Source organism: Pseudomonas mucoides (genome assembly GCF_015461845.1).
Classification (GTDB): Bacteria; Pseudomonadota; Gammaproteobacteria; order Pseudomonadales; family Pseudomonadaceae; genus Aquipseudomonas; species Aquipseudomonas mucoides.
Window position 1 is genome coordinate 920156 of sequence record NZ_JACOPW010000002.1, and the last position, 12043, is coordinate 932198.

Annotated in this window: 14 protein-coding genes; 5 read left to right on the top strand and 9 right to left on the bottom strand. The window is 57.2% G+C overall.

Going from position 1 to position 12043, the window contains the following annotated elements; all coding sequences use genetic code 11:
* Positions 1-8: 8 nt before the first annotated feature.
* From H8F22_RS12915 to H8F22_RS12935, 5 genes are all read right to left on the bottom strand, one after another.
* A complete protein-coding gene (locus H8F22_RS12915) occupies positions 9-284 on the bottom strand; it encodes a metal/formaldehyde-sensitive transcriptional repressor (protein WP_027924623.1) in 276 nt (91 codons plus the stop codon).
* A 114-nt stretch (positions 285-398) separates the two neighbouring features.
* A complete protein-coding gene (locus tag H8F22_RS12920; protein ID WP_194940256.1) occupies positions 399-1325 on the bottom strand; it encodes a Gfo/Idh/MocA family protein in 927 nt (308 codons plus the stop codon).
* A gap of 352 nt (positions 1326-1677) precedes the next feature.
* Positions 1678-4263: a bifunctional diguanylate cyclase/phosphodiesterase gene (locus tag H8F22_RS12925; RefSeq protein WP_194940257.1), complete on the bottom strand. Its 2586-nt coding sequence runs from the start codon at positions 4261-4263 to the stop codon at positions 1678-1680.
* Positions 4264-4528: 265 nt separating this feature from the next.
* The gene (locus H8F22_RS32895) at positions 4529-5053 is read right to left on the bottom strand and encodes a hypothetical protein (protein WP_267463976.1); all 525 of its coding nucleotides are present in this window, start codon (positions 5051-5053) and stop codon (positions 4529-4531) included.
* 115 nt (positions 5054-5168) lie between these two features.
* Positions 5169-5612, bottom strand: coding sequence for an anti-virulence regulator CigR family protein (locus H8F22_RS12935; protein WP_194940258.1), 444 nt, complete (start codon positions 5610-5612; stop codon positions 5169-5171).
* A gap of 154 nt (positions 5613-5766) precedes the next feature.
* Between H8F22_RS12935 and H8F22_RS12940 the strand changes: the two genes are divergently transcribed.
* The gene (locus H8F22_RS12940; protein WP_059182732.1) at positions 5767-6219 is read left to right on the top strand and encodes a hypothetical protein; all 453 of its coding nucleotides are present in this window, start codon (positions 5767-5769) and stop codon (positions 6217-6219) included.
* Positions 6220-6287: 68 nt separating this feature from the next.
* Positions 6288-6749 (top strand): GyrI-like domain-containing protein, encoded by a 462-nt coding sequence (locus H8F22_RS12945; protein WP_194940259.1) that lies wholly within the window; start codon positions 6288-6290, stop codon positions 6747-6749.
* A gap of 143 nt (positions 6750-6892) precedes the next feature.
* Here H8F22_RS12945 and H8F22_RS12950 read toward each other — a convergent pair whose 3' ends face one another.
* Together H8F22_RS12950 and H8F22_RS12955 are read right to left on the bottom strand one after the other, a co-directional pair.
* Entirely contained in the window at positions 6893-7285 is a 393-nt protein-coding gene (locus H8F22_RS12950; RefSeq protein WP_194940260.1) for a GFA family protein, read from the bottom strand.
* Between the two features lie 200 nt (positions 7286-7485).
* The gene (locus H8F22_RS12955; RefSeq protein ID WP_027924630.1) at positions 7486-7827 is read right to left on the bottom strand and encodes a YajG family lipoprotein; all 342 of its coding nucleotides are present in this window, start codon (positions 7825-7827) and stop codon (positions 7486-7488) included.
* Positions 7828-8032: 205 nt separating this feature from the next.
* Between H8F22_RS12955 and H8F22_RS12960 the strand changes: the two genes are divergently transcribed.
* Complete coding sequence (locus H8F22_RS12960) at positions 8033-8269, top strand: hypothetical protein (RefSeq protein ID WP_027924631.1); 237 nt, start codon at positions 8033-8035, stop codon at positions 8267-8269.
* A 23-nt stretch (positions 8270-8292) separates the two neighbouring features.
* Here the strand turns inward: H8F22_RS12960 and H8F22_RS12965 are convergent, their stop codons facing one another.
* Positions 8293-9165, bottom strand: coding sequence for a DNA/RNA non-specific endonuclease (locus H8F22_RS12965; protein ID WP_059182729.1), 873 nt, complete (start codon positions 9163-9165; stop codon positions 8293-8295).
* A 352-nt stretch (positions 9166-9517) separates the two neighbouring features.
* Here H8F22_RS12965 and H8F22_RS12970 point away from each other — a divergent pair, with 352 nt between their 5' ends.
* Positions 9518-9820 (top strand): DUF4189 domain-containing protein, encoded by a 303-nt coding sequence (locus H8F22_RS12970; protein ID WP_194940261.1) that lies wholly within the window; start codon positions 9518-9520, stop codon positions 9818-9820.
* Positions 9821-9844: 24 nt separating this feature from the next.
* On the opposite strand, the gene H8F22_RS12975 is transcribed toward H8F22_RS12970, so the two are convergent.
* Positions 9845-10189: a cupin domain-containing protein gene (locus H8F22_RS12975; RefSeq protein ID WP_027924643.1), complete on the bottom strand. Its 345-nt coding sequence runs from the start codon at positions 10187-10189 to the stop codon at positions 9845-9847.
* Positions 10190-10434: 245 nt separating this feature from the next.
* On the opposite strand from H8F22_RS12975, the gene H8F22_RS12980 reads away from it, so the two are divergent.
* Entirely contained in the window at positions 10435-12000 is a 1566-nt protein-coding gene (locus tag H8F22_RS12980; protein WP_027924644.1) for a methyl-accepting chemotaxis protein, read from the top strand.
* The last annotated feature ends 43 nt before the right edge of the window (positions 12001-12043 follow it).

Here is a 12043-nt window from a genome sequence, read left to right on the forward strand (position 1 = left end):
CACGGGACCTATTTGGAGTAGCGGCGGATGGCTTCGAGCAGTTCATCGACACCTTTGGCCCGCTCCTCATCGCTCAACGCCGGGTTGGCGACGTGGGCGTGAGCGTGAGCCTCGATGATTTCATCCATCAAACCGTTCATGGCGCCGCGAGTGGCCGCGGCGAGGTGCAGGGTCTTGGCGCAATCGGCCTCTGATTCCAGCGCGCGCTCTATCGCCTGAACCTGCCCGGCAATGCGTCTTACCCGTTTTAATAGGTCGTCTTTTTGCTCATGAGTGTGCGACATACCATACCCCCCCTACCTATACAGGCGAGCATGATGACCTGCCGTTGGGAGATAAGCAATCCCCCAAGTGCAGGCAGTCATGTCAGGTAGAAAGAAACGGGGGAGCAGCGGTCGCTAGTCGTAGAACGGCTCAACCGACACCCGACTGCCGACAAAAAAACTATCGGCCACCAATCGCAGCGGCTGGAGGTCCAGGTCGCTGGCGTTGTCGCCAATCAGCTGCTGGAAATGCCGATAAACCGCCGCGTATTCGCCCTCCTCCGATACGGCCTGGCGCACGCCGTCAATGCTCAACAGAGCACCACCATTGTCCAGTCGCAGCACGCCTTCGGCGCAGCGGATCTCGATGCTCCAGAGTTCGTCGTGACCGTGGTCGAAATCGAATTCCGCGCGGACATCGAGGTGCCGTGCATCAGACATTTTGATCGACGCGGCAATCGGCGATTGGCAGTTGTCGGGGACGCGCAGTTCGGCTGACTCGACAAACAGCGGCAGCGCCAGCAGATGGGTGATGATCGACAAGGCATTGATGCCGGGATCGAATACACCCAGGCCACCGGGCTGCCAGATCCAGGCCTGGCCGGGGTGCCACTTGCGCACGTCTTCCTTCCAGTCGATCTGAACGCTTTGCAGGGTGCGGGTGGCCAGCCAGTCACGGGCGGCTTCGATGCCCGGCGCGTAGCGTGAATGCCAGGCGAACAAGCCGCTGACACCTTGCTCTGCGGCCTGATTCACCAACGCCATCGCTTCACCCAACGTGGCACATGGCGGTTTTTCTACCAGCACGTGTTTGCCAGCGGCCAACGCGTGTTGCACCAGTGCGAATCGACCTTGCGGCGGTGTGCAAAACGCAATCGCATCGACGTGCGGGCCACTTTCGAGCAGCTCGCTCAAGGACTGAAAATTCTCTACCCCGGCGCAGGGTTGCCCTTGGGTGGCGACAGACACCAACTGGAACGCGGGGTTGGCGTTAATAGCGGGAACGTGTTGATCCTGGGCAATCTTGCCGTAGCCCACCAGGCCGAGACGAATCGGTTGCATCAATGACTCCTGTTTTTTTTGTCTTGTCATGGAACGCGAGCCGGCAAGATTACGTTTGTATGGCGTGGAAGTCATTGACGACATGCTGATGCCCGCTCCGCCCACACCTTCACAATCCTTTCATCCCCGCCTGCCAAGGTGCTGGTCTCGGCAGCCTGGGCAGCGGCGATAGACAGGCTCAAAACGGACAGCGAACACAAAAGACGTTGAAACACGGTGCAGCCTTATTCATAAGCATTGGGCTGCCCACTCTCTGTATTGAAGGAATACTGAATATGACGGATTGGCCACCAATGAAAATCCGCGCGCGATCGGTCCGTATGGCGCGTTTTTGGACTGTATTTCCCAACCTTTAAACGTTGCTGGCGCTGACTGCACTGCCTTTGACGCCGACCAACGCATTAAACGTATTCACATCAAGTGGCCGGCTCAGGAAATAGCCTTGGCCTTCATCGCACGCCACCGCTTTCAACAAGCTCATCTGCTCTGCACTTTCAATGCCCTCGGCCGTCACCGTGAGCGCCAACGCGCGCCCCAAGCCCACGATCGCCTGGATAATGGCCCGGTCATCCTCGCTTTCATCCAGCCTGTTCAAGAAACTGCGGTCTATTTTCAGGCCATCGAATGGAAACGCGCGCAGGTAACTCAACGATGAATATCCGGTTCCAAAGTCATCCATAGAGATCCGCACGCCAAGGCGTTTGAGTGTGCGCATTATCTCAAGTGCACCCGTGGCATCTTCGAGCATCACGCTTTCGGTAATTTCCAGCTCGACCCGGGCAGGGTCGATTCCGGTGTCGTGCAGTGTTTTCTGAATGCGCTCGACCAGATTGCCGCGCTTGAACTCGGTCGATGACAGGTTGACGGAGACGAACAAATTCTCCGGCCATTTTGCGGCGCAACGGCATGCGGTCTGGATCACCCAGTTGCTCAGGAAAAGGATCAGCCCGGACTCCTCGGCAATAGGGATAAACGTATCGGGGGGGATTAATCCGCGCTCGGGATGCTGCCACCGGACCAGCGCTTCGGCACCGACCATCTGACCGTCCGAGATACGATAGCGTGGCTGAAAATGCAGGCGCAGCTCACCGTGCTTGATGGCGAAACGCAGGTCGTTTTCCAGACGACGGCGCTCAATGATTCTGGCGTTCATATCGCCTGCATAAAAGCGCCAGGTGTTACGGCCGCCCGACTTTGCCTCGTACAACGCAATGTCCGCATAGCGCAGCAACTCGGTCGCTTCGCACGCATCATTGGGCGCCATCGCGATGCCGATACTGGCGCTGACAAACACTTCCTGCTGATCAATCTCTATGGGCCGCTCAACGGACTCGATCAGGCGATGACACAGGGTCTCGACTTCTTCCTGGGAACTCACGTCACTGAGGATCAGTACAAACTCATCCCCCCCGACCCGGGCGACAAGGTCGCCGTGGCGCACGCAGTCCGCCAGGCGACTCGACACTTCATTGAGCACGCGGTCACCGGCGGCATGCCCGAGCAAGTCATTGACCGGTTTGAAGCGATCCAGGTCCAGGCAGAGCATGACCAGCGGTTGTTCCACCGTCGGCATTGCCTTGAGTTTACCGTCAAGAAACTCCTGAAGACGGGTCCGATTGGGGAGCCCGGTGAGGGCATCATGCTGGGAAAGGAATTCGATGCGCCGACGGGCTTCGACTTCGTCCGTCACATCCGTTGCGGTGCCCCGGAACCCTGCGCCCGTCATGTCCCGGGCCGAGATACGCGTGATGCGCTCTCGCCCCTTGGCATCGATATAGCGGCACTGGATGCTGATGTCCGGACGACGGTTCGGAATGCTCAACCATTGGGTCAGCAAACCTAATTCGGTGGCCAGCAGATCATTGATCGACGCACCGATCCAGGCGTCCCGGGAGAGCCCGGTGACATTTTCAAATCGATCGGACAAATAGGTAAAACGCCCACCATCCCCTATTTCCCATACCCAGTCCGAGATGGCTTCAACGACGTCGCGAAAGCGCGCTTCGCTGATGCCCAGGGCGTCCTGACTGGTCTGAAGCGAGGTGTAGCTGGCGTCCAGCGCCACTGCACTGGCGGTGGTGCGCCGCAAAATAACCCAGATCATCAGGCACACCAACAACGCGGCAATGGCGATCAATGGCAGCCCTACTCCCAGTAACCGCAGACCTGGGCTGGACGGACTCCAAGACAGATTGCCGGCAGCACCGTTCTCTCCCAGTGGAAAGAAAGACGTCGCGTCAAGATCATCAGCCGTGGCGACATGCAGGCCCTCGACCCCGAAATCATTACCTAATAGCTCAAGCTTGGCGCTGTCGAGAATGTCGACGAAAATCAACACCGACGGTAGCCGGGCATCAGACACCACGGTCGGGTCGGTTCCCGGTGTAATAGCGGCTGCCGCGACCAGCGCGGGTTCGCCTCCAATATTGATAAAGGCGGTTGTCGGTGTTTCTGAATCCGCGCCTGCACGTGCCTTTTCCAGCATCGGCGCAATGGCTTCCCCCAGCCACTCTGACGCGGCAACGGATTTCAGTTCGCCCTTGATCACCGAGTAAACCGTGCGATTGACGTCGTTGACGACAAACAGCCCCTGAAATCCAAAGTCGGTGTAAAGCGTTGGCCCGGCGTTTTGCCGTACATAGGCCCAATCCGGGTCTACTTGAGCATGCAAGTGCTTGTAGGCATCACCCCAAAATGCGTAGTCCTTGACGACTGAGCGCAGCGACTTTTCCAGCGACTGCACCGCCTTCTTTGTGTAAAACGCACTTTCGACTTCCTCTGTCCGGTCTAAATCGTTTGCAAGATAAACCAGTGAAAAGCTGGCCAGTAAAAACACACCGGCTAACAGACCGACAAACTTGAACAGTGAAGTCCGTGCCAGCGACACGCTTGAACGATGAGAGAGGGAGTGGACGATAGAGGCGAGGCTATTCGGCATAAATTCCCGCTGGTCGTTGATGCAAGAGGGGTGTACGCCACGTTATCGGCTGAATTAGCGAACTAATGAATAACCTGATTTTGCGCGTGGCCGTTCACAATGCTCTCGCAGAGGGTAGACGAGGAATCTGTCCACTACTCGGAACACGTCAGAAATTTATGCTGGATATGGGTGATCAGCGATAACGCTGAGGGGTATTAATGGTTGCCGAGTGCGGCGCCTGAAGAACGGATTTAAACAGGCGCCGAGTCCGAGGTACGGCAGATCAATGCAGCTTGGGCGATACCGACGTCCCGACTTTGCTCAACCCTTTGGTGTTGTGATCGCCTGGCGTCGTAGTCGCTACAGCCCGGGCTTTAGCTACGCCGCGAGTGTCTTTGGAGTGAGCGATGCCTGAAGTCGTTGAGCCATGACCGCGATCACCATTGCGATCACTGCCGTAGTGGTTACCACTTTCACCATGATCGCGAACAGCTTTGCCGGCATGGTCACTGCTGAGCCCGTCGCCGCGCCCGTTACTGCTAATGCCGCCGGCGTGATCTGATCCGCTGTGGCCGCCGGCTGTACCGCCACCATGGCCACCGCCAACACCACCGCCACCTCCGTGACCGCCGCCATTACCGCCACCGCCACCACCACCACCACCACCACCACCACCACCACCACCACCACCACCGTCCTTCGCATAAGCGGAGTTCATGATGGATAGGTCAGCAGGCAGTAATGGGGCGGCTGCAAGCATCATGGCGCATGACAATACAGCAACGAGACTCTTGTTTTTTAAAAGCATGATTGCTTCCACAGGGTTGATATCACGTGTTTTAAGACGCGTCAGACCCCAGTCAGTTCAAGTCCCACGATAGACGGAATGCCTTTACTGCGCGATTGAAAACGAGACTCAAATACTAATCAAAAGCACCGTTGAGCACTTCGTAAATTAGCCCGGTGGCGAGTGCGACCAATATCAAGTCCGTGCCAGCTTGTTGCCATTCATATCCATCGTAATGAGGCAGCCTGCCGACTAACCGACCGTCCAGTTTTTTGGCAATACCCGGTGGTAACGGTTTGCCTCGCGCAAGGTTCTTTTGAATGCCCGGAGGCAATGCAGGCCCAGAGTTCCAGTAGCCCGGATACCCGCCAATAATTCCCAGGACACTGCCGCGATCAATGCTTGGGCCGTTGTCCCAATCGCCGCCCTTGCCTTCGTTTCCATGGGCCTGATTGTTGTGCGGGTTTCCCTTGCCGTTACCCTGACCCTTTCCATTACCAGGGTCGGCTAATGCCGTGGTTGAGCCGACGATCAACGCAAGGCACGTAACGGCTGAAATCAATAAGCGAGATCTGATCATGGTGTCGTTCCTTCTTCGTGGCAGGACGCTGTACTGAAATTTAGTACTGCAATCCAACAAGTGTGCACAATTTCGTGCGCAAAACATCAGAAATACCATTAATGAGCTATACCGGCTAATCACCCCCGCAGTTCTTCGACGCAGGAGTTTGGCCATGAAGTTCAAACATTCACTGGCAGTGCTACTGGTCAGCGCAACCCTTTTCGGTTGCGCCACATCATCAAACCCCAGTGTGACCGTGCCGTTAGTTGCCACGCGGCAGAACGCCGGCCAGATCGGCGATGTAACGTTGACTAGCTTTGACAATAAAACCGGACTCAGTTTCTTCATCAGCGGTGCGCCAAGCGGCGTCACCCTGCCCCTGCGCCTCTACACCTTCATCTATAAAGGCAGTTGCGAAAAACCCGGGGCGGTGGCGTACGCCATGAATGATCAGGTCAACACCGAACGCCAGCCAATACGCGGCTGGACGTTATCCAGAACCGCGCCTGTTGCCATGTCGGTGTTGCTGGCGGGTGGGTATTCCATCGTCGTGCGAACGGCATCGACGGATGGCAATGTCGATATTTTCTGCGGGGATATCAAGCAAGGCAGCACGGCGAAGTAGCCACCTCTTTACTGGCATCAGGGTGTGCTTTAATTCGGGTTCTTCTATAAAGAGTGAGTGTCCCCGGAATGGAACCCAACATCGCACACCTGTCCAGCTTTCACGTGGCGGGTCTGACCGTACGTACGAACAACCGCGATGAATCAACGCAGGACCGCGCAAAAATCCCTGGTTTGTGGAATCGCTTTTTTTCCGACAATGTTGCCGAGAAGATCCCGCAACGGTTGACCGAGGCGCCGATTGTCGGCGTGTATTCGGACTACGATTCTGATGCGAGCGGTGCTTACGACGTGACGGCGGGTGTCTCGGTCAGTACGCCGAACCGCGACTTCGATAACGTCGGGATTCAGGCAGGCAAGTACATGGTCTTCGAGGCCCGCGGCGCCATGCCGGCTGCCGTTATCCAGGCCTGGGGGACTATTTGGGCCTACTTTGAAGCGCATCCACAGGTGCAACGCTGTTATGCCACGGACTTTGAATCGTATGGCGGTCCAGACGAAGTTCAGATTCATATCGGCATCGTGTCGTAGGCGTTCCGAAAAACTTTTTCATTTCGACAACACGTTTTTCACGAAACGCTTACAGAACAGAGCGCAGATTGAACTGACAAATGGATTTGACCCCAAACAGAGAGCCCGCCGAAGCGGGCTTTTTGTCGTTTATCGCCTCAACCCTACTCCTCCGCGCGCCCCGTGCCTTCCCGATCGTGTTCATAGTGTCTGGTGAGCGGGAACGCCGGCAACCAGGACTCGCGACGCACGATCCAGCTTTCGTAAGTGGGCTTCAGTTGGTCAGGGGCATCCAACGACCCCAGGTTCACTTCGATTTCATCGCCCGAGCGGGCAAAAACCGACGAACCGCAACGCGGACAGAAAAACCGCCCGGCGTAATCGCCGGTCTCGCCCTCGATCGTCACTGCCTCCTGAGGGAATATCGCCGAGGCGTGGAACAGCGCCCCATGGTGCTTGCGGCAATCGAGACAGTGGCAAAGGCCGACCCGGTAAGGACGGCCCGAGGCCACAATCCTGACATTGCCGCACAGACAGCCGCCCGTGAATCGATCCATGCTGTACCTCCTCTGGAATCACGCATTCGCAAGGTGATTAAGAAGATAGCAGCACGGGGCGCACGCCATTCTTTCACTCACGTGGTTGTTCAATTTCAGACAAAAAAAAACCCCGTCACCGAAAATGCGGTGCGGGGCAAGAAAATTGGTTGGTTGCGGCCAACCAAAGGAGCTCTGTAAAAAACGCGTTCAATCCGAGGTCAAATGCAATCCTGTGCGGCGCGTTCAAAACTCGACGGCAAGAAGCTTGAGGCCAGCAGATGTCGCTCGTAGATGAACACCTTGCCGCCGTCCCCGGACTTGTAGGCTTCCAGCACGTTGTCCGTGGAGACTTTGCTCGGCACCACGATCCGGTAGCTGCGCGAGGTCTGCGAAACGGTCGGGCTCAACGCACTGCCCTGCAATTTCGGGACGACGCAGTCGGCGTATTGGGCCGGGGTCTTGCGGGTCTGCAAGGTCAGGGTCGGGTCGTTCGGCGCGGAGGCACAACCGGCGAGCAACACTGAGGCAACTGCCGTGGCAGCTACGAATAAAGGACGCATCGGTCTCTTCCTGAAAACAAAATGTTCGGTTCATCACGCGTTTTTTTTCAGCCGCGTGTTCGATGGGGGCGATTTTCCGACTATTGTCGACAAAGAAGAACTTGTGTTTGGTAATGGTCACTATTACGTCTAGCAATAGTTGCGCGCCACGCCGATGGATGCACACTCAAACACCCCCCACAAAAAGATTGATGAGGATCACGCCTTGAGAACCTTTGACCTGATCCGCGATGCGGTTTTGCCGGATTTTCGTGACCGGGTGGCCGAGTACCTGGTCCAGTACGAAACCGTGCTGATGAGCAAAAACCCGCCCGAGCCGGAGCTCTCGCGAGCCACGGCCAATCAGTTGCGCGGTTATTTGCGTGGGTTGAACACCACGCGGGTGCTGGGCATGGCGGAATGGGAGGAGCTGGATCGGCGGGTGGTGAATACGTGGCTTTAGCGCTGGACAAATGACCGGCTCGATCAACTGCGCCCGACGGAACCTGTGACCGGTAAATTACCCAGCAACTTGAGCCCCGTGGTTTTCACGAACGTCTCGTAATCCATCGGCCTCTCGATACGGGTTTCTGCGTTGGGCAGCACGTACGCCCAGGCGCGCTTCGACGAGGCGTCGTAAACCAGCTTGAACAGGCGCGTCGGCACCCAGACCTTGTTGTCGCCAATGGTGCTATGGCCCGAATCAAAGATCGGGCCGGTAAAGACAAAGACGTTGCCATCGGCGCGCTTGGCAAACTTCCTGACATCCGACTCGACCTTGCTCCAGATCTTGCGATTGTTGGTCGGGTCCTGCGGCACCATGTTCGACAACGCAAAGGATTGGGCCATGGCATTGGGGTTCGGCGCATCGGCGGCCGGGGATTGATGACCACGGTCCACAGCCGGGTGTTGGCTGCGGTAGTCACTCAACTCTGCCCGCCCACTCTTGGGAATGCGTGGATCCGGGTAGAACTGGTTGGTGCGCTCCTCCCCTTTGGCGTCCTGTAGCTGGGCGGCATTCAGTCGCTCAACCACCACCAATGGCGTCTTGCTGGTTTGCGAGTACAGCACCGCGAAGTTATCGGAGCACAACGCCAACGGGTTCATGGTGGCCGGCACCGTGGCGATGTTGATCGGCCGGGCTGCCGGAAACAGATCGGCGCAGCCGTCGAACGAGGCCTGTTTCTGTTTGTTTGAATAAAGGTCCAGCGCCGCGCCCTGGCTGATCGAACCCGAGCGGGACACTTGTTCCTGATGCTGAGTGGGCGGCTTGAGGAGATCCAGCAGGCTGCGGGCTTGCGCCCCGGTCGAGAGCAAAACAAGGGCCGACAGCCCAACTGCAATTTTGCGTAGGTACATGCGTTAGATCTTCAATTTGGATGGATGGAAAAACGTACGGCGAGTCCCGTTTCACGGAACCTGGTGAAGGCGATGGCGGATTATGTTGCGGTGAGCATGCTTTCACAGTCCTTGATCAAAGTAACGATGACGGTCGTGCGGGATTTATTGACCCTCACAATGCCCGTTAGTGCTGAGCAGCGTTTACATTAATCACAACGGAAGCAGCCGGTCCTGAAAAACGCTTTTCATGACGAGCTACGAGGAAAGAGATGCTCTGCGACGGCGATCCCACCGAGGGTACTGCACCGTCTAATCTGTGTAGAGCACGATCACAAATACGCCTCTAGCCTTTTGATTGAGGGGAAACAGGATGATCGAAAAAACAGCGCGCCCAGGCTGCTCATGGCTGCTCCTCCCCTTGCTCGTCCTCAGCCTGGCGCTGACAACAGGATGTTCAAGAAAAGTGCATAGGGATCCCTATGCGCTTTCAAGCTTTGGCTCAAATTGCTATGCGAAAGCGCTACCCACTACCGGCGAGGGTGGTCTGGCCTGGGGCGACACCTTGAACATGGCGCGCAAGAAATCCATGGACAATTGCATACGCTATGCCGGTCGCTCCGGTGGCACGCCGAAGACCTGCCAGGTGGTGGTCGCGGAGTGCAAAAATCAATAGCGGCCCAAGACGGCGGACCAGAGCTTAACCCTGCCGCACAATGTCGACCGAGATCTCCACCGCCGTTACCGTTCCTCTGTTCTCCAGCCAGTGTGTAGTGTTCCTGTCTTCCGGCCAGCCCACTCCCGGGCCATAGTCCGTGGCAACACCGTTGCGGTGATCGGTGATCGTTCCTTGCAGGATGTAGACGGTGCCGGGTCGGTCTACATGGTTGTGAATCGGCCCGAAGACGCCTCCAGGCTCGATGGTCACCCTGCGCATTCTGAGTTGGCGCCCTGCCATGCCCTCGATCTCAGGACCCAGGTCAATCGTTGCCAGTAACTGCACCGCAACGCCTTTTGTCTCGGGTGCCGCCTGCTCATTACTCATCACCTATTCCTCTCTGTACAGACCGGGCCTGACTGTTAGTAAACACCCTTAAAGCGTGTGTGCACTCGAGAGGCGACAAAGGATCGATCAGCGGTTCAGACGTGTCATGAAATGAAAAGAAGGTGTCGTCGAATGAATGGTCGGCCACAAAAAAATACGCGTAAAACACGTCACTAACCGTAGTGGCGCTGCGCCTCTTTCGCACCTCCAAAACATAATAATAATCCGAAGAAGGATCGCGTTTTATGCGTGTGAATTTGCCCGTAACCGAGCATGAAAGACTCTTCCCCGCCGAACAACGGTTGATCTCCACAACCGACCTTGATAGCCGAATCACTTACTGCAATGAAGCGTTTGTGGCCATCAGCGGTTTCACCCATGACGAATTGATCGGCCAGCCGCATAACCTGGTCCGACACCCTGATATGCCGCCCGGGGTCTTCATTCATATGTGGCACACCATCAAGCAAGGCAAACCCTGGATGGGGATTGTGAAAAACCGCGCGAAAAATGGTGATTTCTATTGGGTCAGTACCTACGTCACACCCATCTTTGAAAACGGACGCATGAGTGGCTACGAATCGGTTCGTTCGGTGCCCACTCGCGACCAGGTCCGCCGGTCCTCGGCACTCTATGCGAGGATGCGGGCCGGCAAGCCGATCGTTTCGCTGAGTGCACGGATTTTCCGGCCGATGCAACACGGCTGGCCATTATTGATGGCAGGTGTGGTTTCACTTCTGGCTGATCAGTGGCTCCCAAAAGTGGCAGCCCAAGGGGTTCTGTTGGCGAGCCTGGGTATCGCCTGGTACTTGATCGAGTCCCGACATCGCCGAGCCATCGAGCGCACCCTGGCCGAGCATCCGAAAGCCTTTTCCGATCCGTTGGTCGCGCTCACCTTCAGCGACAACCACGGCCCCCAGGGTCGGCTGGACATGGCCATGCTCAGTGAGGAAGCACGCTTGCAGACAGCCCTGTCCCGACTGGTCGATGCCGGGATCAATGTGAAGGCCAAGGCCGCACAGTCCTCCGAACTCTCGGGTGCGCAAGCGCAGTCACTGGATCGCCAGCGCAGTGAAACGGATCAGTCCGCCGCCGCCATTTCGCAGATGGCGGCAACGAACCAGGAAGTGACGCAAAACGTCATGAACACCGCGCATGCCGCGTCCGAAGCCGACCAGTTGACTCGCGAAGGCAGTGAGCTGGCCGTGCAAAGCCTGAGCGCCATGCAGGCCATGAACGATGCCGTCAACGAAATCGGCCAGGCGGTCAACGCATTGGCGATCGAGACGCAAGCCATCGGCAGTGTCGTGGACGTCATTACGTCCATCGCCGAACAGACCAACCTGCTGGCGCTGAATGCGGCGATCGAGGCGGCCCGGGCAGGTGAACAAGGGCGCGGCTTTGCCGTGGTGGCCGACGAGGTGCGCTCCCTGGCACAACGCACCCGCACCTCCACCGAGCAGATCCACGGCATCATCGCGTCACTGAACATGGGCGCCGATCGCGCCGTCTCAACGGCCAGCCGGGGTGAGCAGATTTCCCGCGACAGCATGCAGCGTGTCGAGGCGGTACAGTCGGCGCTGGTCGGCATCAGTGAAGCCGTCAGCCGAATCACCGGCATGAGCCAGCAGATGGCGTCGGCATCGGAAGAACAAAGTCACGTGACTGAAGACATCAATCAGCAGATTACGCGGATCGCTCAGCTGTGCGATCACAGTGCCGGGCAGGCCAAGCAAGGTGCTGCGATCAGTCGGGATCTGGAGGGAATGGCTGAGTATCTGCACGGATTGGCAGAGCGTTTTAACCGATAGGTATTAGTGACGGTTGACCTACAGGGTGCTGAATCAGCACCCT

Excerpts from the sequence above, each read along its gene's own strand:
- H8F22_RS12915 (WP_027924623.1), bottom strand. The coding sequence starts at position 284 with ATGTCGCACACTCATGAGCAAAAAGACGACCTATTAAAACGGGTAAGA.
- H8F22_RS12920 (WP_194940256.1), bottom strand. The coding sequence starts at position 1,325 with ATGCAACCGATTCGTCTCGGCCTGGTGGGCTACGGCAAGATTGCCCAG.
- H8F22_RS12925 (WP_194940257.1), bottom strand. The coding sequence starts at position 4,263 with ATGCCGAATAGCCTCGCCTCTATCGTCCACTCCCTCTCTCATCGTTCA.
- H8F22_RS32895 (WP_267463976.1), bottom strand. The coding sequence starts at position 5,053 with ATGCTTTTAAAAAACAAGAGTCTCGTTGCTGTATTGTCATGCGCCATG.
- H8F22_RS12935 (WP_194940258.1), bottom strand. The coding sequence starts at position 5,612 with ATGATCAGATCTCGCTTATTGATTTCAGCCGTTACGTGCCTTGCGTTG.
- H8F22_RS12940 (WP_059182732.1), top strand. The coding sequence starts at position 5,767 with ATGAAGTTCAAACATTCACTGGCAGTGCTACTGGTCAGCGCAACCCTT.
- H8F22_RS12945 (WP_194940259.1), top strand. The coding sequence starts at position 6,288 with ATGGAACCCAACATCGCACACCTGTCCAGCTTTCACGTGGCGGGTCTG.
- H8F22_RS12950 (WP_194940260.1), bottom strand. The coding sequence starts at position 7,285 with ATGGATCGATTCACGGGCGGCTGTCTGTGCGGCAATGTCAGGATTGTG.
- H8F22_RS12955 (WP_027924630.1), bottom strand. The coding sequence starts at position 7,827 with ATGCGTCCTTTATTCGTAGCTGCCACGGCAGTTGCCTCAGTGTTGCTC.
- H8F22_RS12965 (WP_059182729.1), bottom strand. The coding sequence starts at position 9,165 with ATGTACCTACGCAAAATTGCAGTTGGGCTGTCGGCCCTTGTTTTGCTC.
- H8F22_RS12970 (WP_194940261.1), top strand. The coding sequence starts at position 9,518 with ATGATCGAAAAAACAGCGCGCCCAGGCTGCTCATGGCTGCTCCTCCCC.
- H8F22_RS12975 (WP_027924643.1), bottom strand. The coding sequence starts at position 10,189 with ATGAGTAATGAGCAGGCGGCACCCGAGACAAAAGGCGTTGCGGTGCAG.
- H8F22_RS12980 (WP_027924644.1), top strand. The coding sequence starts at position 10,435 with ATGCGTGTGAATTTGCCCGTAACCGAGCATGAAAGACTCTTCCCCGCC.